Source organism: Azonexus sp. MM2026_4, assembly GCF_055901855.1.
This window is the reverse complement of record NZ_CM148380.1, coordinates 3,184,214-3,207,876: the sequence shown is the minus strand read 5'-3', so window position 1 is coordinate 3,207,876 and position 23,663 is coordinate 3,184,214. Positions and strand designations below refer to the sequence as shown.

General features: G+C 67.0%; 22 protein-coding genes and 2 riboswitches. Of the genes, 13 read left to right on the top strand and 9 right to left on the bottom strand.

Annotated features, from left to right (window positions below):
* Nucleotides 1–61 precede the first annotated feature (61 nt).
* The 4 genes from AC0KWY_RS15070 (at nucleotide 62) to AC0KWY_RS15055 (ending at nucleotide 4,832) form a co-directional block, all read left to right on the top strand.
* A complete protein-coding gene (locus AC0KWY_RS15070) occupies nucleotides 62–763 on the top strand; it encodes a PepSY domain-containing protein (protein WP_474026308.1) in 702 nt (233 codons plus the stop codon).
* Nucleotides 760–1,428, top strand: a complete 669-nt coding sequence (locus AC0KWY_RS15065) for a response regulator transcription factor (protein WP_474026307.1) — start codon at nucleotides 760–762, stop codon at nucleotides 1,426–1,428. Before AC0KWY_RS15070 ends, AC0KWY_RS15065 begins: the two co-directional genes overlap by 4 nt.
* Nucleotides 1,418–2,740 (top strand): sensor histidine kinase, encoded by a 1,323-nt coding sequence (locus AC0KWY_RS15060; protein WP_474026306.1) that lies wholly within the window; start codon nucleotides 1,418–1,420, stop codon nucleotides 2,738–2,740. Before AC0KWY_RS15065 ends, AC0KWY_RS15060 begins: the two co-directional genes overlap by 11 nt.
* A gap of 85 nt (nucleotides 2,741–2,825) precedes the next feature.
* Entirely contained in the window at nucleotides 2,826–4,832 is a 2,007-nt protein-coding gene (locus AC0KWY_RS15055; RefSeq protein ID WP_474026305.1) for an LTA synthase family protein, read from the top strand.
* Here the strand turns inward: AC0KWY_RS15055 and cobC are convergent.
* The 5 genes from cobC to AC0KWY_RS15030 all read right to left on the bottom strand — a co-directional run bounded on the left by cobC (nucleotide 4,811) and on the right by AC0KWY_RS15030 (nucleotide 10,136).
* Entirely contained in the window at nucleotides 4,811–5,344 is a 534-nt protein-coding gene (gene cobC, locus AC0KWY_RS15050) for an alpha-ribazole phosphatase family protein (RefSeq protein WP_474026304.1), read from the bottom strand. The genes AC0KWY_RS15055 and cobC overlap by 22 nt on opposite strands.
* Nucleotides 5,332–6,093 (bottom strand): adenosylcobinamide-GDP ribazoletransferase, encoded by a 762-nt coding sequence (locus AC0KWY_RS15045; protein WP_474026303.1) that lies wholly within the window; start codon nucleotides 6,091–6,093, stop codon nucleotides 5,332–5,334. The genes cobC and AC0KWY_RS15045 overlap by 13 nt, the downstream gene beginning before the upstream one ends.
* Nucleotides 6,094–6,095: 2 nt before the next feature.
* Nucleotides 6,096–7,139: a nicotinate-nucleotide--dimethylbenzimidazole phosphoribosyltransferase gene (gene cobT / locus AC0KWY_RS15040; RefSeq protein ID WP_474026302.1), complete on the bottom strand. Its 1,044-nt coding sequence runs from the start codon at nucleotides 7,137–7,139 to the stop codon at nucleotides 6,096–6,098.
* A 94-nt stretch (nucleotides 7,140–7,233) separates the two neighbouring features.
* A riboswitch (cobalamin riboswitch) is annotated at nucleotides 7,234–7,372 on the bottom strand.
* Between the two features lie 35 nt (nucleotides 7,373–7,407).
* Nucleotides 7,408–8,979, bottom strand: a complete 1,572-nt coding sequence (locus AC0KWY_RS15035) for an AAA family ATPase (RefSeq protein WP_474026301.1) — start codon at nucleotides 8,977–8,979, stop codon at nucleotides 7,408–7,410.
* The gene (locus tag AC0KWY_RS15030; RefSeq protein ID WP_474026300.1) at nucleotides 8,976–10,136 is read right to left on the bottom strand and encodes an ATP-binding protein; all 1,161 of its coding nucleotides are present in this window, start codon (nucleotides 10,134–10,136) and stop codon (nucleotides 8,976–8,978) included. Before AC0KWY_RS15030 ends, AC0KWY_RS15035 begins: the two co-directional genes overlap by 4 nt.
* Nucleotides 10,137–10,266: 130 nt before the next feature.
* Between AC0KWY_RS15030 and cobU the strand changes: the two genes are divergently transcribed.
* Nucleotides 10,267–10,818: a bifunctional adenosylcobinamide kinase/adenosylcobinamide-phosphate guanylyltransferase gene (cobU, locus tag AC0KWY_RS15025; RefSeq protein ID WP_474026299.1), complete on the top strand. Its 552-nt coding sequence runs from the start codon at nucleotides 10,267–10,269 to the stop codon at nucleotides 10,816–10,818.
* Here cobU and AC0KWY_RS15020 read toward each other — a convergent pair whose 3' ends face one another.
* Together AC0KWY_RS15020 and AC0KWY_RS15015 are read right to left on the bottom strand one after the other, a co-directional pair.
* Nucleotides 10,819–11,490 (bottom strand): class I SAM-dependent methyltransferase, encoded by a 672-nt coding sequence (locus tag AC0KWY_RS15020; protein ID WP_474026298.1) that lies wholly within the window; start codon nucleotides 11,488–11,490, stop codon nucleotides 10,819–10,821. It lies immediately after the preceding gene.
* 51 nt (nucleotides 11,491–11,541) lie between these two features.
* Nucleotides 11,542–13,071 carry a cobyric acid synthase gene (locus tag AC0KWY_RS15015; protein ID WP_474026297.1) on the bottom strand — a complete coding sequence of 510 codons (1,530 nt, stop codon included), beginning with the start codon at nucleotides 13,069–13,071 and terminating at the stop codon, nucleotides 11,542–11,544.
* A 68-nt stretch (nucleotides 13,072–13,139) separates the two neighbouring features.
* A riboswitch (cobalamin riboswitch) is annotated at nucleotides 13,140–13,315 on the top strand.
* A gap of 40 nt (nucleotides 13,316–13,355) precedes the next feature.
* Between AC0KWY_RS15015 and bluB the strand changes: the two genes are divergently transcribed.
* The 8 genes from bluB to AC0KWY_RS14975 are packed head-to-tail and all read left to right on the top strand — an operon-like array spanning nucleotide 13,356 to nucleotide 20,938.
* Nucleotides 13,356–14,081, top strand: a complete 726-nt coding sequence (gene bluB / locus AC0KWY_RS15010) for a 5,6-dimethylbenzimidazole synthase (protein WP_474026296.1) — start codon at nucleotides 13,356–13,358, stop codon at nucleotides 14,079–14,081.
* Complete coding sequence (locus AC0KWY_RS15005; protein WP_474026295.1) at nucleotides 14,078–14,323, top strand: hypothetical protein; 246 nt, start codon at nucleotides 14,078–14,080, stop codon at nucleotides 14,321–14,323. Before bluB ends, AC0KWY_RS15005 begins: the two co-directional genes overlap by 4 nt.
* Nucleotides 14,311–15,234, top strand: a complete 924-nt coding sequence (gene cbiB, locus AC0KWY_RS15000; RefSeq protein WP_474026294.1) for an adenosylcobinamide-phosphate synthase CbiB — start codon at nucleotides 14,311–14,313, stop codon at nucleotides 15,232–15,234. The genes AC0KWY_RS15005 and cbiB overlap by 13 nt, the downstream gene beginning before the upstream one ends.
* Nucleotides 15,227–16,219 carry a threonine-phosphate decarboxylase CobD gene (gene cobD / locus AC0KWY_RS14995; protein WP_474026293.1) on the top strand — a complete coding sequence of 331 codons (993 nt, stop codon included), beginning with the start codon at nucleotides 15,227–15,229 and terminating at the stop codon, nucleotides 16,217–16,219. The genes cbiB and cobD overlap by 8 nt, the downstream gene beginning before the upstream one ends.
* Nucleotides 16,216–17,097 carry a cobalamin-binding protein gene (locus AC0KWY_RS14990; protein WP_474026292.1) on the top strand — a complete coding sequence of 294 codons (882 nt, stop codon included), beginning with the start codon at nucleotides 16,216–16,218 and terminating at the stop codon, nucleotides 17,095–17,097. Before cobD ends, AC0KWY_RS14990 begins: the two co-directional genes overlap by 4 nt.
* 7 nt (nucleotides 17,098–17,104) lie before the next feature.
* Complete coding sequence (locus AC0KWY_RS14985; RefSeq protein ID WP_474026291.1) at nucleotides 17,105–17,905, top strand: cobalamin-binding protein; 801 nt, start codon at nucleotides 17,105–17,107, stop codon at nucleotides 17,903–17,905.
* A 49-nt stretch (nucleotides 17,906–17,954) separates the two neighbouring features.
* A complete protein-coding gene (locus AC0KWY_RS14980; protein ID WP_474026290.1) occupies nucleotides 17,955–18,848 on the top strand; it encodes an ABC transporter substrate-binding protein in 894 nt (297 codons plus the stop codon).
* Nucleotides 18,845–20,938, top strand: a complete 2,094-nt coding sequence (locus AC0KWY_RS14975) for a diguanylate cyclase domain-containing protein (RefSeq protein ID WP_474026289.1) — start codon at nucleotides 18,845–18,847, stop codon at nucleotides 20,936–20,938. Before AC0KWY_RS14980 ends, AC0KWY_RS14975 begins: the two co-directional genes overlap by 4 nt.
* A 9-nt stretch (nucleotides 20,939–20,947) precedes the next feature.
* Here AC0KWY_RS14975 and AC0KWY_RS14970 read toward each other — a convergent pair whose 3' ends face one another.
* Complete coding sequence (locus AC0KWY_RS14970) at nucleotides 20,948–23,014, bottom strand: TonB-dependent receptor plug domain-containing protein (protein WP_474026288.1); 2,067 nt, start codon at nucleotides 23,012–23,014, stop codon at nucleotides 20,948–20,950.
* A 13-nt stretch (nucleotides 23,015–23,027) separates the two neighbouring features.
* The gene (locus AC0KWY_RS14965; protein ID WP_474026287.1) at nucleotides 23,028–23,615 is read right to left on the bottom strand and encodes a PilZ domain-containing protein; all 588 of its coding nucleotides are present in this window, start codon (nucleotides 23,613–23,615) and stop codon (nucleotides 23,028–23,030) included.
* Nucleotides 23,616–23,663: the final 48 nt, after the last annotated feature.

Genomic DNA, 23,663 nt, shown 5'->3' with positions numbered 1-23,663 from the left:
AAACGGCGCCTGACGCTACAATTCATCAACCGTTTACCCTGGCTGCCGCAGCATGCGCCCCATGAAATTCCTGCCTGCCCTCCTGATTGCCCTGCTGCTGCCGCCCGCCCACGCCGAAGAGCAATACGTCATCCGCCGCGCCGTCGAGGCGGGCCAGCTCAAGCCGCTGGCGGAAATCCTGGCCGGCGTCCAGAAGACGCATCCGGGCAAGGTGCTCGACGTCGATCTCGAACGCGATCTCTCCGGCAGGCGCATCTACGAAGTCACCGTGCTCAGGAACGACGGCCAGCGCAGCAAGCTGCTGGTCGACGCGGTGAGCGGCAGGGAGCTGCCGCACGCGGCGACGGCAACGCCGCGTCTCGACATGGCGAAGGCGCTGCGCGCGCTGCTCGCCCGCCACCCGGGCAAGGTGCTCGAACTGGAACTCAAGCTGACGGCCGACAAGCGGCTGATCTACGAGGTCCAGGTCATCCTGCAGGACGGGCAGTTGCGCGAGTTCGTCATCGACGCCCAGAACGGCGAAGTGCTCGACGGCAACGGCCACCGCCAGGAAGTCCTGAAGAAACTGATGCCGCTGCCCGACCTGCTCGGCCGCCTGCCTGCCCGCTACCGCGGCATCATCCACGAGGTCGAGCTGGAATACGACCAGGACGGCCGCTATTTCTACGAGGTCGAAGTCCGTCTCGATGACGGCCGCGTCTTCGAACTCGACATCGACGCGGTCAGCGGCAAGCTGCTCAACGACGAGGAAGTGAGCCGATGAAGGTGCTGCTGGTCGAGGACGACCGCGAACTCGCCGCCCGGATCGCCGCCGCGCTGAGCGCCGACGGCATGATCGTCGATACCGTGCACGACGGCGACGAGGCGGCCTTCGTCGGCAGCACCGAGGACTACGACGCCGCCGTGCTCGATCTCGGCCTGCCCGGCCAGGACGGCGTCTCGGTACTGCGTCACTGGCGCGAACAGGGCCGCCGCCTGCCGGTCCTGGTGCTCACCGCGCGCGGCCGCTGGAGCGACAAGCTGGCCAGCTTCGACGCCGGCGCCGACGATTTCCTGAACAAACCCTTCCTGCACGAGGAAGTCGCGCTGCGCCTGCGCGTCCTGAAACGGCGTGCCCTCGGCCACAGTTCGCCGATCCTGCAGGCCGGCCCGTTGAGTTACGACGCCAACGCCGACCGTTTCACGCTCGCCGGCGCCCCGCTCAGCCTGACCGCCCAGGAAAAGCGCATCCTCGCCTACCTGATCCAGCGCAAGGATTGCGTCGTCAGCCGCAGCGAGATCAGCGAGCACGTCTACGCGCGCGACCTCGATCCGGATTCCAACACCCTCGACGTGCTGATCGGCCGCATCCGGCGCAAGCTCGGCGTGCCGCTGATCCAGACCGCGCGCGGGCGCGGCTTCTGCCTCACCGAAGGCGATGCCGTTTAAGCGGCTGCACCGTTTCGGGCTGGCATCGCGACTGGTCGCCCTGGCCGCGATCGCCGCCCTGCTGGTCAGCACGCTCGGCGGCTGGGTGTTGCGGCAGAGCGTGCAGAACACCCTGCTCCGGCATTTCGAGCAGCGCCTCGAGGAACGGACCGAACGCTTGCTCGCCGGCTTCTCGGTGCCGCCCGGCAGCAGCCAGATCCACTGGCAGGGGCGCAGCAACGACGAATTCGGCCGTATCTTTTCCGGCTGGTACTGGCAACTGGAAAGCAGCGGCGAACTGCAGGCCTCGCGCTCGCTCTGGGACAGCCGCCTGGATACCGCCGGCAGCCGGCCGGTGCCCGGCAACCCCGACCTGCGGCAAGGGGTCGACCCGCAGGGACTGGCCGTCTTGGGCATCGTCCGCAGCATCGACGTCGATGGACAGCCGGCCCGCCTGCACGTCTATGGCCCGGCCGCCGACATCGCCAGCGAGCTCGATCGCCTCGACCGCATCCTGTTGTTCACCCAGCTCGGCCTGCTCGTCTCGCTGCTACTCACCAGCATCCTGCAGGTCCGTCTCGGCCTGTTGCCGCTGCGCCGGCTGCGCGACCGGCTGGCGGCGGTACGCACCGGCAGCGCCGCCAGCGTCGGCAACGACTACGGCCCGGAACTGGCGCCGGTGGCCCAGGAACTCGACCTGGTGCTGGCCCGCAATGCCCGCATCGTCGACCGCGCCCGCGGCCACGCCGCCGACCTCAGCCACGCGTTGAAGAAGCCGCTGTCGCTGCTCGCCGCCGATGGCGAACTGCAGCGCAATGCCCTGTTGCGCCAGCAGGTCGGCGCCATGACCCAGTTGATCGACCGCCACCTGGCCCGCGCCGGCAGCGGTGCCGGCAGCGTCCGCCAGGTGGCGGTCGGCGACTGCATCGACGGCCTGATCGGCCTGATGCAGCGCCTGCACCGCGATCGCGGCCTGAGCTGGCAGCTCGACGTCGAGCGCGAACTGCACTGGCGCGGCGAACAGACCGATTTCGAGGAAATGCTCGGCAACCTGCTCGACAACGCCGGCAAATGGGCGAAGTTACGGGTCGTCGTCGGCGCCCGCCGGCAGCACGACGAGGTCGTCATTGCGATCGACGACGACGGCCCCGGTCTGTCGGCCGGACAGATCCGCGAAACCGGCGTGCGCGGCCGGCGCTTTGACGAAAACATCGAGGGCAGCGGTCTCGGCCTGGCGATCAGCAGCGACATCGCCGAAACCTATGGCGGCGAACTGTGCCTCGATCGATCGCCGCTCGGCGGCCTGCAAGCCAGCCTGCGCCTGCCCGGCTGAGGCACAATAGCGCTCCCGGACGAACTTAATGGCCGTTTAATTGATCTGATCCAGACTTTTCCGGCTCCGCCCCAACGAGATTTCCATGCCCCAACCTGCAATTCCCGCCTCCCGCCTTTCCCGTCTCTGGCAACGCCTCGATCTCTTCGGACCCTACGCCGGCATCGCCATGCTCTTCCTGGTCGGCCTGCCGCTGCTGACGCTGTCGCGCGCGGCGCTGATGCTGTGGCAGTCGGAACGGGTCGCCGCCACCGGCATCTGGAGCACGATGCTGCTGCAGGGCGTGCGTGTCGACGTGATCCAGCTTTCCCTGCTCGCCCTGCCCCTGCTGCTGCTTGCCCCGCTGCTCGCCGGCAAGCGCCTGTGGCCCGCCTGGCGCAAGCTGAACGTCGCCTGGATGACGCTGATGATCGCCGCCCTGGCGCTGCTCGAGATCGCCTCGCCGGCCTTCATCAACGAATACGACAGCCGGCCGAACCGGCTCTTTGTCGAATACCTGAAATACCCGAACGAAGTCGTCGCCATGCTGTGGAGCGGTTTCCGCCTGCACCTGGTCGGCGGCCTGCTGGTCACCGGCCTCTGTGGCTGGGGCGCCTGGCGCATGATGCGCGCTTGGCAACGGGCCGAGGCACCCTGGTCCGCCTGGAAACTCTGGCTCACCTGGCCGATCCTGTTCCTCGTCTGCGCGCTGGCAATTCGTTCCAGCCTGCAGCACCGGCCGGCCAACCCGGCCACCTTCGCGCTCACCGCCGACCCGATGGTCAATACGCTGATCCTGAATTCCGCCTGGTCGGTGGCCTACGCGATCTACGGCATGCAGCACGAAGCCAATTCGAGCGAGATCTACGGCAAGATGGAAACCGCCGACATGCTCGCCGAGTTTCGCCAGGCCCGCGCCAGCTTCGGCAACCCGCACCCGCTGGTCAATGACCCGGAAATCCCGACCCTGGTCAACCAGCAGGCAACGCTACGCCGCAGCAAGCCGCTGAATCTGGTGATCGTCCTCGAGGAAAGCCTGGGCGCCACCTTCGTCCAGTCGCTCGGCGGCGTCCCGGTGACGCCCAACCTGGAAAAGCTCAAGCACGAAGGCTGGTGGTTCGAGCAGCTCTACGCTACCGGCACCCGCTCGATCCGCGGCATCGAGGCGGTCACCACCGGCTTCCTGCCGACGCCGGCGCAGGCCGTCGTCAAGCTGTCGCTGGCGCAGCGCAATTTCGCAACGCTCGCTTCCATCCTCGGCCAGCACGGCTACGAGTCGGAGTTCATTTACGGCGGCGAAGCGCATTTCGACAACATGCGCGGCTTCTTCACCGGCAACGGCTTCACCCACATCACCGAGCAGAAGGACTACAAGAATCCGAAATTCATCACCGGCTGGGGCGTTTCCGACGAAGACCTGTTCGACAAGACGCACGAACGCCTGAACGCCAAACACGCCGAAGGGCAGGCCAGCTTCACGCTGGTGTTCACCTCGACCAACCATTCGCCCTTCGACTTCCCCGACGGCCGTATCGAGCTTTACGAGCAACCCAGGGCGACCGACAACAACGCCGTCAAATACACCGACCACGCGCTCGGCGAGTTCATCGCCAAGGCCAAGGCCAGCCCCTACTGGCAGGACACCCTGTTCGTCGTCGTCGCCGACCACGACATCCGCGTGCGCGGCGACAGCATGGTGCCGGTCGAACGCTTCCACATTCCTGGCCTGATCCTCGGCGCCGACCTCAAGCCGAAGCGGGTGAAAACCGTCGCCAGCCAGATCGACCTGGCGCCGACGCTGCTCTCGCTGATGGGCGTCGACGCCAAACACCCGATGCCCGGCCGCGACCTCACCCGCGAGGCCGACGACCTGCCCGGCCGGGCGATGATGCAGTACGAACAGAACTACGGCTGGATGGAAGGCAACCAAGTGGTCGTCCTGCGCCCGGAAAAGGCCCCCGCCTTCGCCCACTACGACCGCCAAACGAAGCGCCTGAGCGCCGCCGAAGCGGCGCCCGCCGACGGCGACGCCCTAGCCAAACGGGCATTGGCGCACGCGCTGCTGCCGGCTTGGCTGTACCGCGAACAGCGCTACCGGCTGCCCGAGAAATAATCGAGTCGGGTCAGGCTGCCGTACCCGGGAGCCGGCCGATGCAGCGCGCTGGCCAGCGTCTCGCCGGCGGCCGCGGCGAGCAACGCGCGAATCACGCCGGCGTGGGTGACCAGCAGATGCGCGCCGGCCGGCAGTTCATCGATGAAGGCGAGCACGCGCCGCTGCAACTGGCGCGGCGCTTCGCCGCCGGGCGGCGCGTAGCCGTCGATGTCGGCGGCCCAGGCGTCGAGTTCGGCACGCGCGATGTCGTCCCACGGACGACCTTCCCAGGCGCCGAAATCCAGTTCCATCAGCCGCGCATCGAGCCGCGGCGCCGGCTGCAGGGCTTCGGCCAGCGTCCGGCAACGCTGCAGCGGGCTGCTCCAGACCGGCAATCCCGGCGGCAGTTCGCGGCGCAGGCGCTCAACAATGGGCGCCGGATCTTCGGCCGCAATGTCGAGCTGACCGTAACAGACGCCGGGCGCGATCAAGGGGCGCGGGTGACGCACCAGGTACAGCGTCAGCGCGGCCATTGCGCGAGCAATCCGAGGTAGAAGGCGATTTCGGCGAGCTGCTGGGTGGCGCCCAGGCAGTCGCCGGTGTAACCGCCCAGCCAGCGGCGGAACTTGGCCGCCAGCCAGACCGTCGCCAGCAGCGCCAGCAGCAGGCCGGCCGCCGCTTGCGGCCAAGGAAGCCAGAGTAGCGGCGCCAGCGCGAACGCCAGGGCGAACAGCAGCGCCCCCGGCGCCAGCCGGCTGGCCAGCGGCCTGGCCTTCGACTGCGCGTCGTCGCGCACGTAGTCCATGCTCGCCAGCAACAGCGTCGCGCAGCCGCGCGAGCAGGCATGGCCGGCGAGCAGCGCCACCGGCACCAGCGCCGGATCGAGCGCCGCCAGCAATACGAACTTGCCGGTCAGCCCAAGCCACAGCGCGACCACGCCGTAACTGCCGACGCGCGAATCCTTCATGATCGCCAGGATGCGCGACTTCTCCCAGCCGCCGCCGAGACCGTCGGCAGTGTCGGACAGACCGTCCTCGTGGAAGGCGCCGGTGGCGTAGAGCGTCGCCGCCATCGCCAGCAGTACCGCCACCGATTGCGGCCAGAACTGCAGCGCTGCCAGGTAGACCAGCGCGCCAATCCCGCCGACGACCAGACCGACCGCCGGGAACCAGCGCGCCGAATGCTGCAGCGCCTCGGCCGAATGACCGACCCAGGCCGGCACCGGCAGCCGGGTGAAGAAACGCAGGGCGCCGAGGAAGTATTCGAGCTCGCGGCGCAGCATGGCTAGCCGGCGACGCCGGCCGACTCGAAACTGGCCATTTCGTTGAGAAAGGCGACCGCCGCCTGGACCAGCGGAAAGGCCAGCGCGGCGCCGGTGCCCTCGCCCAGGCGCAGGCCCAGGTCGAGCAGCGGCTCGGCTTGCAACGCCTGCAACTGGGCACGCTGGCCGGGCTCGGCCGAACGGTGGCAGAAGACGCAGTAGTCGAGCAAGGCCGGTTCGAGACGCGCGGCGACCAGCGCCGCCGCGCCGACGATGAAGCCGTCGATGAGCAGCACCATCTTCGCTTCCGCCGCCGCCAGCATGGCGCCGGCCATGGTTGCTATCTCGAAGCCGCCGAACTCGGCGAGCACGGCAAAGGCGTCGTCGTCGCCGCCAGCGGCGCGATAGCGGGTCAGCGCCTGCTCCAGCAGCGCCTGTTTACGCGCCAGCCCGGCATCGTCGAGACCGGTGCCGCGCCCGACGCAATCGGCCAGTGGCACGCCGGTCAGGCAATGGGTAATCAAGGACGCCGAAGCGGTGTTGCCGATGCCCATTTCGCCGAAACCGACCACCTTGCAGCCGGCTGCCGCCAGCCCGAAGACCACGCCCGCCCCCTGTTCGATCGCCTGCGCGCATTGCGCTGCCGTCATCGCCGGGGTTTCCAGGTAATTGGCCGTGCCCGGCGCCACCTTGAGATCGATCAGGCCTTCACGCGGGCCGCCGAAATCGTGCGCCACACCGGCATCGACCACCGCCAGGCCAAGCCCGTTCTGGCGCGCGAAGACGTTGATCGCCGCGCCGCCGGCGAGGAAGTTCTCGACCATCTGCCAGGTCACGTCCTGCGGATAGGCCGAGACACCGGCCCTGGCGGCGCCGTGATCGCCGGCGAAGACCAGCATCTGCGGCCGGTCGAGCGACGGCGTCAGCGTCTGCTGGATCAGGCCGATGCGCACCGCGAGCGACTCCAGTTGACCGAGCGCGCCGAGCGGCTTGGTTTTGCGATCAACCTTGTGTCTGAGCGAATTTTCGATGCCCCGGTCGGGGGCGACGATTGCGAACGAATGCATCCGATTCTCCAAAAGCGAAAGGGCCTCGTGCCCGCATCGTCCAGACGCGAACACGAAGCCCTGTCCACAGGCTTTCTGTTTTTCCGTCCGACAGGTCTTCTGGCTTCCGGATCGTCCCCCTGACCGCGCCTTCCCGGAGCGTCTGTTTCCGCTCGTAGTGGCCTATTGCGATCGGAGTCCCCGGTTACAGCGGCGGGCCCGCCCCGGAATAGAGTTGCCTCGCACCGGGTTCCGTTTTGTCGAACGCGGCGATTATACCCGCGCCGCGCTAGCCGGCGACCAGCGACGGCGCCATGCGGGCGAGGATCTCCCGCGCCGGCAAGCGGATTTCGGGCGCCACGTCGTTGAGCAGTTCGGCGTTGCCGGCCACCGCCGCCACCAGGGCGGCACGCACCGGCTGCAGGGACTCACCAATGCCGGAGGCGTCCAGCTCGGCCAGGACGCGCTTGCCGACCTGCAATTCCACGGCAGACGGAAGCAGCGCCACGATTACCCGCAAAAACGCCGTGCCTGCAACCACTTCGTGTTGCTGCGCGGTGAACAATCGGCGAACTTCGCTCATCAGTTCGTCGGCTTGGCGGATTGGCGGCGCTCGCGATGGCGCCGGCTCGGCGCAGCGCAACATATCCGGCCCGGCGGCGAGATCGAGGCTGTAGTAGGCATGCAGGAATCCGACCAGCCGCATCAACCTGCGCCGCGCACGTTGACCGGCGCGCATCAGGTACCAGATGTTGAAGAAGCGTTCGGCAACCTGGAAAGCCATGCGCTTGCCTTGCCCGGCCTTGACCTTTTCGACGATGCCGGCCTGGGCCAGACGATCGAGCTGGGCCGAGGCCTGGTTGACGTTCCAGCCCAGGGCATCGGCAACCTGACGAGCAGTCATCGGGTCCCAGTGCAGGGCCAGCTTATCGAGCAACAGTTGCGCCTGCACCGGCAGTTCGTCGAAGCGAGCCTTGTACTGTGGCGTCACTTCATCGAGCAGGCTCTCGAGATCGGCGCACACATCGCTATCGAATCCCTTCAACAACACGCCGTAGGCCAGCACGGCGAGACGCGGGTTGCCGCCGGTCAGCGTATGCAGCACGCGCATGCGCCCGAAATCCTCCTGCACTCGCCTGATCAGCGCTTCGGCACCGTGCCGGCGCGCGAGGTTGACGATGGTCTCGCGCATTTCCTCTTCGCTGAGACCGCGCAGCTCGTCGATGCGGAAGAAATCGTAGAAGGCACGACCGTAGTCGTAGCTGGCTTCCAGCGCCCGACTACTGGCACCGATCAGCATCAGTTGCGGGTGTTCCTGCAGGGCTTCGCGCAAGGCCCAGTCCTTGTCCTTGAGGCGGTCGAGAATCAAGTCGATGTTGTCGACGAGCAGGATCAGGCGGCGCCCCAGCTTTCCCGCGCTGCGTAGCAAGGCCTGCAGGGCACCCTCGCCGTCCTTGCGATCGAGGCGCGCAACTTCGGCGTCGATGGCGCTCATTTCGGCGGCGCGTCCGTAGCTTTCCAGGTAGCCGCCCAATGCATCAAGGCAGTTGAGCCAGAAATCGGCAAGACTGGCGACGTTGTACTGCTCCTCCGGGAAAACCAGCGGTATCCAGGCAGCGGCAAGCTCGGCGTCGTCATCAACGGCAATCGCCAGGCGGCGCAGCAGGGTGGATTTGCCCATGCCGCGCTGGCCGAGGATCAACCTGTGTTGCGGGCGAGTGCCCGGTTTTTCGCGACGGAAATCGTCGATGAAGCGGGCGAGCAGTTTCGGGCGGGCAACGTAGTAGGCGCGCACTTCGTCGCGGCTCCACAGTGCCGGGTTATAGAGGGCGGGACGTTTCAGGGCGGTATCGCGGTTCATGCCAGCCTCCGTTGCCAGAAGACACGCAGCCATTCCAGGCGGAACGCGTAGCGACCGGCGCGCTCAATTAAGTAGCCATCGCTGACCAGCACTTCGAGCAGGTAGTTGAGCGTCTTGTCGCGCACAGCCGGATCGCCGATGGCGGCGGCCAGCGCCTGCGCCAGGTTTTCCCGGGTGTTGCCCGCAGTCAACCGGCAGATTTGCGTCAAAATCCTTACTGCGTGCCCCGCCTCCGGCTGGCCGAGTTCCTCGTCCAGGCGCTGGCGCCAGTAGTCGAAATGGTTGCGGTAGCCCATGCCCAGCAGTTTCTCGAATACCAGCTCGACCATCGCCGCATCCGGCGCCCGACCGCATTCCTCGCTCTCTTCGCGCAGATGCTCGAACATCAGTTGCAAGTAGTAAGGCACCGGCCAGCCGACACGCCCGACGATGGCGGCACGCAAGCCTTCGTCAAGTTCGATCGCGTAGCTCTTGGCCAACTCGCCAAGGAAACGACAGGCGCTTTCCTCGCTGAAGGCATCGAGCGGAAACGGTTCCAGATCGTTTATCGTGTCACTCAGGCCGAGCCGTGCAGCGAGCGTATCCAGACCGATGGAGCCGGCAAGCAGCCATTTGATGCGTCGATAATGGGTTTGCCGCAGGTCGCGCAACCAGTACAGGAAGGCCCGCGCCCGGCGCCGACCGTCGTCCCCCTGCTGCAACAGGTTGATGATGAAGACCGGCAATTCGTCGACACACACCAGCCAGTCGTCGTTGCCATCTGCCAGCGCCTTGCCCAGTTCCTCGCCGGCCTCACGCCAGCTTTCAGGCCGGGCTTCGTGCCAATCGATACCCAACGGCCCCAATTTGACGCTCTTGATCTTGTCGAACAAGGCCTTTCGACGCTGCTCGATGCTGTGCTCGGTCGCCAGAGCCTTGAACAGTTCGCGAATGCAGTCGCTCTCGCTTTCGCACTTGGCAAAACTGCAATGCACGGCGTAGCGCCCGTGCTGCCGAGCGGTGGCGCACAGGCGCAGGATCAGCGAGGTTTTGCCGATTCGGCGCGGGGCAAGCATCAGCAGGTGGCTGCCTTCCAGCTTGCGCCAGGCGCGCGCCTGCTCCTGCTCGCGGTCGAAAAAGTCTTCGCCTTCCACCGGATTGCCGACACTGATTTTCATCGTCGCCTGCCAACAGAAAATTTGTACAACCATTCTGTTGCAAAACTTTTTTGTTGTAAAGCCGTTTGCGTACGCTCATTCGCACCCGTTCAACTTCACTAAAAACAAGGGAGACGCCACAATGCCGGCCATGGCAAAAAGCATTCTGATCCTCGGCGGCGCCCGTTCGGGCAAGAGCCGCCACGCCGAGCAAATCGCCGCCGCATCCGGCCAGCGGGTCATCTACGTCGCCACCGCCGAGTCGCGCGACGGCGAGATGGCGCGCCGCATCGCCCACCACCGCGAACGCCGCCCGGCCGACTGGGGCTGCGTCGAGGAACCGCTCTACCTGGCTGCCCGCCTGCGCGAACTAGCGGAGTCCGACACCTGCCTCCTGGTCGACTGCCTGACGCTGTGGCTGTCCAACCTGCTCTTCGCCGGCCGCGCCGCCGCCCAGACCGAAGCCGGCGAGGCCATCGACTGCCCGCTGTTCGCCGGCCAGACGGCGGCGCTGGTCGATGCGTTGCCGCAACTGCCCGGGCAGATCGTCCTGGTCTCCAACGAAGTCGGCTGGGGCATCGTGCCGATGCATCCGGTTTCACGCCTGTTTGCCGACGAACAGGGGAGACTCAACCAGCGCATCGCGGCGGTCTGCGAGCGGGTGACGCTGGTCGCCGCCGGCCTGCCGCTGACGCTGAAGTAGTCAGCCGCGTTTGCGCAGCGTATAGACACGCCACATCGCGTAGCCGGGCAGAAAATCCTTGTAGCCGACGACGTCGAAACCGACGGCGGCGAACTCGGCCTCGATCACCTCACGCGCGACGACGAAACGGTTGTTGTTGACCAGCCGCCGCGCTTCCAGCCGGGCCCGCCGCCAGGCCTTGAAATTGCCGTCCACCCACAACGAAAGGACGACGGTTTGACGGGAAACGCGGTGGAACTCGCGCAGCATCGCCAGCCGGTGCGCCGGCTCGGCGACATGGTGCAGCAGGCGCATGCTGAACACGCAATCCACGGCGCCGTCGGCCAGCTCGATGGCGAAGGCCGAAGTCTGGAAGGTCTCGACGCGGGCAACGATCTCCGGCGCCTGCGTAGCGCGGGCGACAACAATCATGTCGGCCGAGTTGTCGGCGGCGAGGATGCGACGCTCCGCCCGTTCCGCCAGCATCGGCCAGAAACGCCCGGCACCGCAGGGCAGGTCGAGGACGCTCGCCGGATCGCCGGCCAGCGCCAGCGCCGCCCGCGCGATCTGCTGCTCGCGCCAGTCGGAAAGACGGCGCATCAACCCGGCCCGGTGCTTGTGAAAATACTGCTGCGCGTGCTGGCGGTCGTACTTGCGGGAAAACTCGAGTTCGATCGGGGCCGGTTGTGTCATGGGCTGAATCCAGAAATGTACGATCCTGGATTCTAGGCAGCCCCCTCTTAATCAATCATGAACGGATTGCGACTGATTGCTACCGGATGTTTCCGCAGCCACCCCGTACTTGCCGGCGAGCAAAGGCAACACGGCGGCCAGTCTTTCCCAATCGAAGGCTGCCTCGACCGAATCGGCCAGCCGTTCGAGATCGGCCTCGCGGCGGGCGGCGAAATCGACATGGTCGACCTCGCCGGCACCGGCCCAGTGCAAGAGCGCGGCCAAGGCCTCGGGATGATCGAAAACGCCGTGGCAGTAGGTGCCGAGCACCTGGTCGTCGGCCGAAATCGCGCCATCGCTGCGCCCGTCGGCGAGCGCTATGGCGGCCCGGGTCAGGCCGTCGCCCTCAGTGACGCCGAGGTGGATCTCGTAGCCGGTCATCGCCGGCCGGCCTTCAATATGCAAGTGACCACTCACATTGCGCAGTTGCTTTTCCGTTTCCAGCGTCGTATCCACCGCCAGGAAGTCAAGGCCGGGCGTCGTTCCCGGCGGGCCTTCGAGACCGAGCGGATCGGCGATGCTGCGGCCGAGCATCTGGTAGCCGCCGCACAGGCCGATCACCTTGCCGCCGTAGCGCAGATGACGGGCGATGGCCTGGTCGTGGCCTTGGGCGCGCAGCCAGTCGAGGTCGGCGCGCACCGCCTTGGAACCGGGCAGGACGATCAGGTCAGCCGGCGGCAACGCCTCGCCCGGCGCGATCCAGCGGAAATCGACCTGCGGGTGCAGGCGCAGCGGATCGAGGTCGTTGTGGTTGGAAGTGCGCGGGTAGGCCGGCGCGACGACGCGGATTCTTGCCGTTGTCTTGCCGTCGACCGCGGCCGTCGCGATCGCGTCCTCGGCGTCGAGCAGCAGCCCGTGCAGGTAGGGCAGCACGCCGAGCACCGGCTTGCCGGTGCGCTGTTCGAGCCAGTCCAGGCCAGGTTCAAGCAGCCCGATGTCGCCGCGAAAGCGGTTGATGACGAAGCCGACGACGCGCGCCTGCTCGGACGCCGACAGCAGCTCCAGCGTGCCGACCAGGTGGGCGAAGACGCCGCCGCGGTCGATGTCGGCGACAATGATCACCGGGCAATCGACGGCCTCGGCGAAACCCATGTTGGCGATGTCGCGGGCGCGCAGGTTGATTTCGGCCGGCGAGCCGGCACCTTCGACGAGAACGCAGTCGTAGTGCGCAGTCAGCCGCGCCCAGGATTCGAGCACCGCGCCCATCGCCCGCGGCTTGTACTCGTGGTAGGCCTTGGCGTCGAGATCGATGGCGACCTTGCCGTGGATGATCACCTGCGCCTTGCGGTCGGTGGTCGGCTTCAACAGTACCGGGTTGAAGTCGGTGTGCGGCTCGAGACCGCAGGCCAGCGCCTGCAGCGCCTGCGCCCGGCCGATCTCGCCGCCGTCGACGGTGACCGCCGAATTGAGCGCCATGTTCTGCGGCTTGAACGGCGCCACGGAAACTCCGCGGCGCTTGAGAATCCGGCACAGCGCCGCGACCAGCGTCGATTTTCCGGCGTCGGAGGTCGTTCCCTGCACCATCAGCGCGTTGCCTATCATCGTCCCGGCCCGTGAAAAAAGGCGGTAATTATGGCACCATCGCCGACTTCCGACGAAAGTCGGGATTGTGTCTCCGGGTGCCTTCCGGCTTTGCCGGCAGGAGAATCGGGAAGGCGGTGCGAATCCGCCACGTGCCCAACGCTGTAAGGAGGACGTTCGCCGCATCAGGCCACTGGTTTCGACCGGGAAGGCGCGGCAGCGGATGAATCCGAGTCAGAAGACCGGCCGGGAGACGTCACACGGCGCCGTGGACGGGTGCCTTCGCGTTTCCAGAAGGGGAATCCATGGAAAACCAGCTCGCTTTTTCCGAGGCCGAACGGGCCGCCGTCTATCGTGCCATCTTCAACCGCCGCGACGTGCGCGGCCAGTTCCTGCCCGACCCGGTCGCCGACGACCAGCTCGCGCGCATCCTGCTGGCGGCGCATCACGCGCCTTCGGTCGGCTTCATGCAGCCGTGGAATTTCCTGGTCGTCCGCTCGGCGGACGTGAAACAGCGGGTGCACGACATCTTCCGCGAAGCCAACGCCGAGGCCGAACGGATGTTCCCCGACGAGAAGCGCGAGATCTACAGCAAATTGAAGCTGCAGGGCATCCTCGACGCGCCGGTGAACCTGTGCATCACCTGCGACCGCTCGCGCAGCGGCCCGGTAGTGCTCGGCCGCACCCACATGCCGACCATGGACCTGTATAGCAGCGTGTGTGCAGTGCAGAACCTGTGGCTGGCGGCGCGCGCCGAGGGGCTGGGCGTCGGCTGGGTCAGCATCTTCCACGAGCGTGCCCTGCAGGACGCACTCGGTATTCCGCACCACATCGTGCCGATTGCCTACCTGTGCATCGGCCAAGTCAGCCATTTCAAGGACCGCCCGGAACTCGAAAGCGCCGGCTGGCTGCCGCGCCTGCCGGTCGAGGAACTGGTCTTCCACGAACAGTGGGGGACGCGCGATTTACCCGAAAATGCCGGATTGACCGCCGCACTGTCGGCGCTCGCCGCGGCGGAGCGCGGCGCATGAGCAGCACCTTCCCGGCCGACCAGCGCGCCGCGCTGCTCGCCCTGCCCGGCGTCGGCCCGACGGTGATCCGCCGCCTCGAAGACGCCGGCTACGCGCCGCTGGACCGCCTGGCCACCGAAGAAACCGCCGTCGTCACCTTGCACATCGCCCGCATGATCGGTTCGACCTGCTGGCACAACAGCCCGCAGGCGCGCGCGGCAATCGACGCCGCCATCGCCCTGGCCCGCCAATGGCCGAACTGAACCTGCTCGCCGGCCCCTACGCCATGCCGCTGGCGGCGCTCGCCGCCGTGCTGCTCGACCGCCTGTTCGGCGAAGTGCGGCGCTTTCACCCGCTGATCGGCTTCGGCACGCTGGCGGCGGCGATCGAAATACGCCTGAACCGGCGCACGATTGCCGGCGGCGTGCTCGGCTGGGCGCTGGCGGTGCTGCCCTGGGTGGCGCTGGCGCTGGCCTTGCGGCCGCTCGCACCGTTCGCGGTCGACGTGCTGCTGCTCTATTTTTCGCTCGGCGCGCGCAGCCTGTGCGAACACGCCGAAGCGGTCGCCCGGCCGCTGCGCGAAGGGCGCCTCGACGAGGCACGGCAGCGCGTCGGCTGGATCGTTTCCCGCGATACCGCAGCACTCGACGAATCCGGCGTCGCCAAGGCCGGCGTCGAGTCGGTACTGGAGAACGGCAACGACGCGATCTTCGGCGCGCTGTTCTGGTTCGCCCTGCTCGGCGGCCCCGGCGCCCTGCTCTTCCGGCTGGCCAACACGCTCGACGCGATGTGGGGTTACCGTACCGAACGCTACAACCTGTACGGCCGCTGGGCCGCCCGCGTTGACGACGCGCTCAACTGGCTGCCGGCGCGGCTGACCGCGCTGAGCTATGCCCTGCTCGGCCGCTGGCGCGACGCGCTGGCCTGCTGGCGGGCCCAGGCGCCGGGCTGGGAAAGCCCGAACGCCGGCCCGGTGATGGCGGCGGGCGCCGGCAGCCTCGGCGTGCAATGCGGCGGCGCCGCCATCTACCACGGCCGCGAGGAAATCCGCCCGCCACTCGGCTGCGGCCCGGCGCCGGTCGCCGCCGACCTCGGCCGGGCGATCACGCTGATCCGGCGCAGCCTGTGGCTGTGGCTGGCCGTTCTTTTCCTGATCGGAGCCCTGCATGCTTGACCATGGCGGCCGCCTGCGCGAAGCCGCGGCCCACTACGACCTCCCGCTCGCCGACTGGCTCGACCTGTCCACCGGCATCAACCCACTGGGTTGGCCGGTGCCGCCATTGCCGGCGGCAGCCTGGCAGCGCCTGCCAGAAGACAACGACGGCCTCGAAGCCGCCGCTGCCGCCTACTACGGCAACGCCAACCTGCTGCCGGTGGCCGGCTCGCAAGCCGCCATCCAGTGGCTGCCGGCGCTGCTGCCGCGCGCCGCGGTGGCCTGCATCGCGCCGCTCTACAACGAACATCCGCAGGCCTGGCAGCGCGCCGGCCACAAGCTGCGCTTCCTGCAAAACGCGACGCTGCCGCGCGCGCTGGCGGCGGCAACGCCCTACGTGCTGCTGTGCAACCCGAACAACCCGACCGCCGACCGCCATCCGCGCGATCTCGCGGTCGACGCCGCAGCGCAACTGAAAAAGCGCGGCGGCTGGCTGATCGTCGACGAGGCCTTCATTGACGCGACGCCGGACGACAGCCTGACGCCGCTGGCCGGCACGGCGGACGCGCCTAACCTGATCGTCTTCCGCTCGCTCGGCAAGTTCTTCGGCCTGGCCGGGCTGCGCGTCGGCTTCCTGTTCGCCGCCCCCGAGCTGCTGGCGAAGCTGGCTGAGGCGATCGGGCCGTGGAGCATCGCCGGCCCGTCGCGCGCCGCGGCCACGCTGGCACTGGCCGACAACGCCTGGCAGACAACGACCCGGCAGCGCCTGCACGTCGACGGCGAACGCCTGCGCCAGTTGCTGGCGCCGCTCGGCGAGGTCAAGGCAACGCCGCTGTTCGCGACCTTGAACGCGCCGACCACCGCCGAGCTGCACGAACACCTGGCGCGCCGCGCCATCCTCACCCGCCGCTACGAAACCAACCCGCTGCTGCGCTTTGGCCTGCCGCCCGACGAAGCCGGCTGGCAGCGCCTGGCCGACGCGCTCACGGAGTGGAAGCCCGCATGAAACGCTGTCTCTTTGCCTTGCTTGCCACCGCCTGCCTGGGCGGCGCCCACGCCGAAATCGTCGTGCGTGACGACAGCGGCCGAGAAGTCCGCCTGCGCGAGCCGGCGCGACGCATCGTCGCCCTCGCCCCGCACATCGCCGAAACGCTGTTCGCAGCCGGCGCCGGCGACAAGCTGGTGGGCACCGTCGATTACAGCGACTACCCGCCGGCGGCGAAGAAAGTGCCGCGTGTCGGCGGCTATTCGCGCATCGATCTGGAAGCCGTCGTCGCCCTCAAGCCTGACGTGGTGCTGGCCTGGGAAAGCGGCAACAACATGGCGCAGGCCGACAAGCTGCGCGCGCTCGGCCTCACCGTCTTCATCGTCCAGCCCAACCGGATCGCCGACGTTGCCGGCCAACTCGAACGTTTCGGCCGCCTCGCCGGCACCTCGGCCGTTGCCGACGCCGCCGCCCGCCAGTTCCGCGAGCGTCTCGCCGCGCTGCAGGGCGGCAACGCCGGCAAGCCGAAAGTGCGCACTTTTTACCAAATCTGGAAAGCGCCGCTGATGACGGTCGGCGGCCCGCAGATCATCAGCGACGCGATGCGCATCTGCGGCGGCGACAACGTTTTCGGCCAGCTCGAGCAGATGGCGCCGCGAGTCAGCCTGGAAGCGGTGATCGAGGCCGATCCGGAAGCCATCGTCGCCACCGGCATGGGCGACGCCAAACCGGAATGGCTCGACGACTGGCAGCAGTGGAAGCGCCTGACCGCGGTCCGGCGCGGCAACCTCTTCCACATCAACCCGGACATCATGCAGCGCCACACGCCGCGCATTCTCGACGGCACGGCGAAACTCTGCGACTACCTCGATGTCGCACGCAGCCGTCGCCCCAAGTGAGAACACCATGCCCCGCCTGCCCCAGCGCATCGTCTGCCTGACCACCGAAACCGTCGAAGTCCTCTACGCGCTTGGCGAGCAGGACCGCATCGTCGGCATCAGCGGCTACACCGTCCGCCCGCCGCAGGCGCGAAAGGAAAAGCCGAAGGTCTTCGCCTTCACCAGCGGCGACATCGCCAAGATCCTCGCCGTCGAACCGGACCTGGTGCTGACCTTCTCCGATCTCCAGGCCGACATCGCGCGCGACCTGATCAAGGCCGGCATTCCGGTCTACGCGCTGAACATGCGCAGCGTCGACGACATCCTGGCGATGATCGAGACCGTCGGCCGCCTGGTCGGCGCGGACGATCGGGCGCAGGCGCTGGTCGCCGGGCTGGAAGTGCAGATCGCGCAGGCTCGGGCGATGGCCGAAACACGCATTGCCCAGTGCGGCCGCCGGCCGCGCGTCTATTTCGAGGAATGGGACGAGCCGCTGATCAGCGGCCTGCGCTGGGTTTCCGAACTGATCGGCATTGCCGGCGGCGAGGATGTCTTCGCCGAACGCGCCCGTTCGCCGCTCGCCGCCGACCGCCGGCCGACGTCGGAAGAAGTGATTGCCGCCGCCCCGGACATCATCATCGGCTCCTGGTGCGGCAAGCACTTCCGTCCCGAGCGGGTCGCCGCCCGTCCGGGCTGGCAGACCATACCGGCCGTCGCCCATGGTCGGCTGCACGAGATCAAGTCGGCAATCATCCTGACCCCGGGACCGGTAGCGATCAGCGAAGGCCTGCCGCTGCTGGAAGAAATCCTCTGGCCCGAGGACGCCTGACGGAAAACGCTTATTGCCATGGCATCACGCAAACCCCTATAGTTATTGCATGTTGCGTTCGGCATTGATTCTCCTGGTCTTTTCCCTGCTCGCCCTGGCTGCGCGGGCGGGCGAAATCGCCATCGTCCTGGCCGACAACAGCGCCCCCTACCAGGAATTTGCGAGCAGCCTGCAGCAGCGGCTCAAAGGCAGCAACTGGCAGGTCAGCTACACCGATACCGAACTGCATGCTCCCGAACGCCAACCGGTCGCACTGATCGTCACTGCCGGCAGCGAAGCCCTGCGCAAAGCGCTGGCCAGCTCACCGAAGGTACCGGTCCTCGCCACCCTGCTCACCGAGCACGCCTACCAAGGCCAGACCGGGGCCAGCCGCCCGCCGGCAATCTCGGCAATCTATCTCGACCAGCCGGCACAGCGTCAGGCGCGTCTGCTGCGCCTGCTCTTCCCCGAACTGCAGCGGGTCGGGCTGCTGCTCAGCGAACAGTCCCGCCAGCAAGCCGACAACCTGCGCGCTGCCCTCGCCGGCCAACGTCTGCAACCGGTCAGCGAGTTCGCCAACGGCGAGGAATACATCCTGCCGACGCTGGAAGCGCTGATGCAGCGCAGCGAAGTGCTGCTCGCCCTGCCCGATCCAATGCTCTATTCGCGCAACACGATCAAGGCCATCCTGATCACCTCGTATCGCCACCGGCGGCCGGTGATCGCCTTCTCGCCCGCCATGGTCAAGGCCGGCGCGCTCGCCGCGCTGTACTCGACGCCGCAGCAGATTGGCCGCCAGGCGGCCGATCTGCTCATCGCGCATGGCACCCGGCTACCGTCTCCGGTCAGCCCGTCAAAATTCTCGATCGACATCAACCGCAGCGTCGCCGACGCCTTCGGCCTCCGCCTGCCGGAGGAAAGCGATCTGTTCCAGAAACTGCTAGCCAGTGAAGTCAATCCATGAAGAACCTGACCCTGCGCCAACGCCTGCTGGTTCTGACGCTGCTGCCCAGCGCCCTGATCACCACGCTGCTCGTCGTTTATTTCGCCATCACCGGCATCAGCACCCTGGAAAACCAGCTACGCGCCAAAGGCCTGGCCACCGTCCGCTACCTGGCACCGATCAGCGAATACGGCATCATCGCCGGCCAGATGGACAGCGTTTATGGCCTGGTCCAGGCCGCCATGCAGGAACCCGGGATCAAGGCGGCAATCATCGTCAACCCGAAAGGTCGTACCCTGGCCGTCAGCGGGCGCGTCTCGCTCTCCGCCGAAGCCATCCGCCAGCGACTGAACGCGCCCGCGCTGGTCGGCGAAGGCGACACCTGGATTGCCTTCGGCGCGCCGGTCGTGCGCAGCCAGAGCGACAGCGATCCCCTGTTCGACATCGCCGGCCTCGACGAAAACCCGCAGGAAACCATCGGCCATGTCTTCATCGAGCTGGACAAGGAAGAGCTGCAGGTCCGCCAGAAGGAGCTGATGCTGCAGGGCTTCATCGCCGTCCTCTGCGGTCTCGGCCTGATGGGCGTGCTCGCCATCGCCATGGCCGACCATCTGGCGCGCCCCCTGCAGCGCCTTGCCGCCGCCGTCCGCAACATGTCGGCCGGACGTTTCGACACCCGCGTCCAGGCCAGTTCGAGCGGCGAACTGCGGGTACTCGAGGACGGCTTCAACGAGATGGCCAGCCATATCGAAGAAGCCCACCAGTCGATGCAGACGCGGATCGAGGAAGCCACCGCCCAGCTGGTCTTCCAGGCCCGCCACGACGCCCTGACCGGGCTGGTCAACCGGCGCGAGTTCGAACTGCGCCTCGACAAGGCGCTGGCCGCCGTCCATGCCGGGGGCGACGAATTCAGCGTGCTCTACATCGACCTCGACCGCTTCAAGGCGGTCAACGATGCCTGCGGCCACATCGCCGGCGACGAACTGCTGCGCCAGATCGCCCTCCTCTTCCAGGGACGCCTGCGCGAGGAAGACACGCTGGCCCGCCTGGGCGGCGACGAATTCGGCATCATGCTGGCCAATTGCAGTCTCGCCAAGGCCCGCCAGGTGGCGCAGGACATCTGCGCCCTCTCGGCCGAATACCGTTTCGTCTGGCAGGACAAGATCTTCGCCATCGGCGCCAGCATCGGCCTGGCGCCGGTCACCCGCGACGTGCGCGACGTTCATGAAATCTTCGCCCTGAGCGACGCCGCCTGCCTGCAGGCCAAGGAAAGCGGGCGCAACCGGGTCTGCGAGATGGCACCGGCAGCGCCGACCGACCGCCGGCGCGACCGCGGCAACTGGGCCAGCCGGTTGGCCAGCGCGCTGTCCGAAGGCCGCCTGATCGTCGAGGCGATCCCGGTCCGCCCGCTGCAACCGGGCGTGCCGCACGGGCCGATGGCCGAGATCAGCGCCCGCCTCAACGAGGCGGGACAGGCGCCGATCGCCCTGAGCGCGCTGATCGACGCCGCCGAGCGCTACGACATGGCGACGGTCTTCGACCACCATTTCCTGGAAACGGCGATTCGTTCGCTGGTCCGGGCGCAGGGACAACAACTGAAGATGCAGTGCATGGTGCCGCTATCGCGGGCCGCCATCACCAGCGCCAAGACCGGCGATTTCATTGCCGGCAACCTGGCCGCCGCCGGCGTGCGGGGCGAAGGGCTGTGCCTGATGTTCCCGGAAGAAGTCGGCACCCACCATACCAGCCTGCTGATCGAATTTTCCCGGCGCATGCGCGAGCTCGGCTGCCAGATCGCGCTCACCGAATTTGGCGGCGGGGTCGCCTCCTTCACCCAGCTACGCACCCTCCAGCCGGCCTATGTCCGGCTCAGCCAGAGCCTGACCCGGGACATCAGCGACGGTCTCAGTTCCACCGCGCTGTTGCGCGCGATCCTCGAAATCACCGCCGAACAGCAGATCTTCTCGATTGCCGAAGATGTCGACGACACCCCCTCGCTCGAACACCTGCGCAAGCTCGGCATCGCCTACGCGCTAGGCAAGGCGGTCGGCCCGCGCGAACCTTTCGAGGCCTGGTTCGAAGGCGCCGTCATGCGCGGCATGCGCGCCTGAGCGGCAAGTTCAGAAATCGAGACGCAAGGTCAGCCAGTGCCGCCGGTCGACGTAACGGCCGTTCGGCTTCGTGCCGCTCTTGCGCTGTTCGGCGTGGCTGCCTTCGAGCGACTGCGCGGTATAGGCGAGCTCACCGCGCTGCCCGGCAAACTTGAAGCTGTAGGCGAGGCGGGCATCGGTCCGATAATATTTCTCGGCGTCGGTATTGCGCGTCCATTTGATCGCATCGACCCAGTAGCGCATCAGCGAGAAATCGAACCCCGCCGGCAGCTTCTGCATCCACATCAGCGATGAAGAGCGACGCGGCGCGGAACCCTCGGCAAGGCGCTGATAGACCGCGTACTGAGGTTCGGGCAGACCGTCCGGGCCGGTCGCCAGCCCATTGGCGTCACTGAAATGGCTGCCCGGCGTGGCCTGGATCACCTCGCCATTGTCCGATAGTCGGCTATCCAGCCTCAAACTGGCATGATTGATCAACAAACGCGTCGAATCCAGCGGTTGCCACCGCCACTGCAGTTCGTAGCCGGCAATCCGGATGTCCTGGATCGACTGCTCGGAAAGCACGCGCGACGCATCCGGTCGAACTTCCATCAGGCGGTCGCGAACCTTCTCCCGGAAGTGCCGGACATCCAGACTCATCCGCCACTGGCGCCAGTTGCCGAGATAGCCGATTTCCCAGCTGTCCAGGCGCTCCGCGGGAAGATGCGGATTGCCGCGCGAGACGACCCGGCTGCCATCAACCTCCACATGGTTGCCGCGATAGGCGAGGATGCTGGCCGTCCGCCAGGCCTGGGTATAGCCCAGACGCAGGGTATTTTCCGGTGTCACGTGGAAGGCCACGCTGGCGCGCGGCGACAGGTGGTTGCCGGCCAGCGTGTCGTACTCGTTCGATGCGCCAAGGTTGGCGGTCAGCCAGGTCATGGGTTTCCACTCGCCGTTGGCAAAGGCGCGCCAGACCTGGCGGCTCTCGCTACCCCGGTCACGCATCAGGGTTTTCGACGCCATCTCGTCATGCCGCCAGCTCGCCCCCCAGACCAGCCGGGTCTGCGCCATCGGCACGAAGTTGTGGGTGGCCTCGATTTCGTGCCGGCGCCCCCAGTCTCCGGAATCATTGACCTTCGGATACGGGACCACGCCGCAAGTGACCGGGTCGATGCGATAGGCGTTATCGCCGCGATCCTCGCTGAAGGTGTAACGCAGCGAGAAATCGGCGGTTTCGGAAAGCGCCCGCAACCAGCGCGCCTGCATCCAGGTGGACGACTCGTCGCGATTGCGCAGGGGGTCGTCGCAAGGGTCGGATAGACGGGTCACCTTGTCGAGCGAACCCGACAAGAACCGCCCCTCGATCTTGCCCAGCGAGAATTCCAGGCTGTCCCGCAAATTCACCGCGTAGTCGAAACGGGCGTCGAAGCGACGATTGCGGTAGCTGTCCTCCCAGTCGTAACGTCCTTTCAGGCCGTCATCGCTGGTCTGCTGGTAGCTGAGGCGGAAGTTCCCGGCCTCGCCCAGCTTGCCACCGCCACGCACCGAGTAATCGTTGATCCCCTGCGTACCACGGCTGGCGGAAACCGAAACACCGCGCACCAGGGAAGGATCGATGGTAACGATGTTGACGACGCCGAGGAAGGCATTGGTCCCGTAGGAAACGCTGTTGCTGCCGCGCACCACCTCGATGCGTTCGATATCCTCGAGGGCCACGGGAATCAGCGCCCAATTGACGCCACCCCGGAACAACGGCGAATGCAACGAACGACCGTCGATCAGCACCTGCACCCGCGGCGAGAAATCGTTGTTATCCGTGATTCCATGGTAATTGACCCGGGCCGCGACATCGCTGTGGGCAAAGGTCTGGAAGCCCGGCACCAGGCGGAACAGATCGTTGAGGGAACGATAGCCGGAAGCGCGGATCATCTCCCGGTCGATCACCGTCACCGAAGCCGGTGCGTCGGCGAGGCGCTGCGGCAGGCGACTGACCGAGGCAACCACCGGCAGTTCGGCGAAAAACAACTCGTCCTCGGCCAGCAGCGAGCCGAAAGGAAACAAGAAAACCAAGGCGGAGAGATAACGCCGCCGCATCACCCGCCCCAAGTCAGCGCGTTCCCGGGGCCGGTACGGCCTGCGCCCAGGCATCGGCAAAACAGGCGGAGCGACTGCCGATGGTCACGCCGTGCCGGTCGGTCGCCACCAGGCAGAGCGCCAGTCCGGCCTGTTCGACCAGGGTCACCCCGCCGACATCGAGCTCTTCGACGCCGACCCGGGTCAAGGCATGCATGAAATCGTTGCGCAGGGCGCCGTTGAGCCCGCCGACGATACGCATCACCTTGCGCCCGGCCAGTTCATGCACCGAGAGCACCGATGCCTTGCCGGAAGCCAGAGCGTCGCGGATCGCATCCTCGATCAGCACCTGGTTGATCAGTCCGATCTGGAACCGGGCACCATACAATCCGTCGCCGATCCGGCTGACGATATTGACCGCGATGTCGATCAACGGCGAACCGAACAGGGAAAACTCGCAGCCGACCAGGCGCCCGATATCAAGCGGCTCCGGACTGCGCAACATCAGTCCCGACATCGACAGGTTCTCGACGGAACCCTCGCCAGTCTTCCCCCCATAGCCGATCCTGACCGGGGGCGAAACCCCGAAACGGATGCGCTGATGTCGCCGCTGCTCGATCATGCCTGCCCCTCTTTCATCAATCCCCGGTGGGCAATGGTACCAAAGTAC

What these genes read in the sequence shown, in the direction of transcription:
- AC0KWY_RS15070 (WP_474026308.1), top strand. Translation starts at nt 62, where the DNA reads ATGAAATTCCTGCCTGCCCTCCTGATTGCCCTGCTGCTGCCGCCCGCC.
- AC0KWY_RS14970 (WP_474026288.1), bottom strand. Translation starts at nt 23,014, where the DNA reads ATGCGGCGGCGTTATCTCTCCGCCTTGGTTTTCTTGTTTCCTTTCGGC.
- AC0KWY_RS15020 (WP_474026298.1), bottom strand. Translation starts at nt 11,490, where the DNA reads ATGACACAACCGGCCCCGATCGAACTCGAGTTTTCCCGCAAGTACGAC.
- AC0KWY_RS14990 (WP_474026292.1), top strand. Translation starts at nt 16,216, where the DNA reads ATGAAACGCTGTCTCTTTGCCTTGCTTGCCACCGCCTGCCTGGGCGGC.
- AC0KWY_RS14985 (WP_474026291.1), top strand. Translation starts at nt 17,105, where the DNA reads ATGCCCCGCCTGCCCCAGCGCATCGTCTGCCTGACCACCGAAACCGTC.
- AC0KWY_RS15055 (WP_474026305.1), top strand. Translation starts at nt 2,826, where the DNA reads ATGCCCCAACCTGCAATTCCCGCCTCCCGCCTTTCCCGTCTCTGGCAA.
- AC0KWY_RS15035 (WP_474026301.1), bottom strand. Translation starts at nt 8,979, where the DNA reads ATGAACCGCGATACCGCCCTGAAACGTCCCGCCCTCTATAACCCGGCA.
- cobT (WP_474026302.1), bottom strand. Translation starts at nt 7,139, where the DNA reads ATGCATTCGTTCGCAATCGTCGCCCCCGACCGGGGCATCGAAAATTCG.
- AC0KWY_RS15030 (WP_474026300.1), bottom strand. Translation starts at nt 10,136, where the DNA reads ATGAAAATCAGTGTCGGCAATCCGGTGGAAGGCGAAGACTTTTTCGAC.
- cobC (WP_474026304.1), bottom strand. Translation starts at nt 5,344, where the DNA reads ATGGCCGCGCTGACGCTGTACCTGGTGCGTCACCCGCGCCCCTTGATC.
- AC0KWY_RS15065 (WP_474026307.1), top strand. Translation starts at nt 760, where the DNA reads ATGAAGGTGCTGCTGGTCGAGGACGACCGCGAACTCGCCGCCCGGATC.
- cbiB (WP_474026294.1), top strand. Translation starts at nt 14,311, where the DNA reads ATGGCCGAACTGAACCTGCTCGCCGGCCCCTACGCCATGCCGCTGGCG.
- AC0KWY_RS15015 (WP_474026297.1), bottom strand. Translation starts at nt 13,071, where the DNA reads ATGATAGGCAACGCGCTGATGGTGCAGGGAACGACCTCCGACGCCGGA.
- cobU (WP_474026299.1), top strand. Translation starts at nt 10,267, where the DNA reads ATGGCAAAAAGCATTCTGATCCTCGGCGGCGCCCGTTCGGGCAAGAGC.
- cobD (WP_474026293.1), top strand. Translation starts at nt 15,227, where the DNA reads ATGCTTGACCATGGCGGCCGCCTGCGCGAAGCCGCGGCCCACTACGAC.
- AC0KWY_RS14965 (WP_474026287.1), bottom strand. Translation starts at nt 23,615, where the DNA reads ATGATCGAGCAGCGGCGACATCAGCGCATCCGTTTCGGGGTTTCGCCC.
- AC0KWY_RS14975 (WP_474026289.1), top strand. Translation starts at nt 18,845, where the DNA reads ATGAAGAACCTGACCCTGCGCCAACGCCTGCTGGTTCTGACGCTGCTG.
- AC0KWY_RS15060 (WP_474026306.1), top strand. Translation starts at nt 1,418, where the DNA reads ATGCCGTTTAAGCGGCTGCACCGTTTCGGGCTGGCATCGCGACTGGTC.
- AC0KWY_RS15045 (WP_474026303.1), bottom strand. Translation starts at nt 6,093, where the DNA reads ATGCTGCGCCGCGAGCTCGAATACTTCCTCGGCGCCCTGCGTTTCTTC.
- AC0KWY_RS14980 (WP_474026290.1), top strand. Translation starts at nt 17,955, where the DNA reads ATGTTGCGTTCGGCATTGATTCTCCTGGTCTTTTCCCTGCTCGCCCTG.
- bluB (WP_474026296.1), top strand. Translation starts at nt 13,356, where the DNA reads ATGGAAAACCAGCTCGCTTTTTCCGAGGCCGAACGGGCCGCCGTCTAT.
- AC0KWY_RS15005 (WP_474026295.1), top strand. Translation starts at nt 14,078, where the DNA reads ATGAGCAGCACCTTCCCGGCCGACCAGCGCGCCGCGCTGCTCGCCCTG.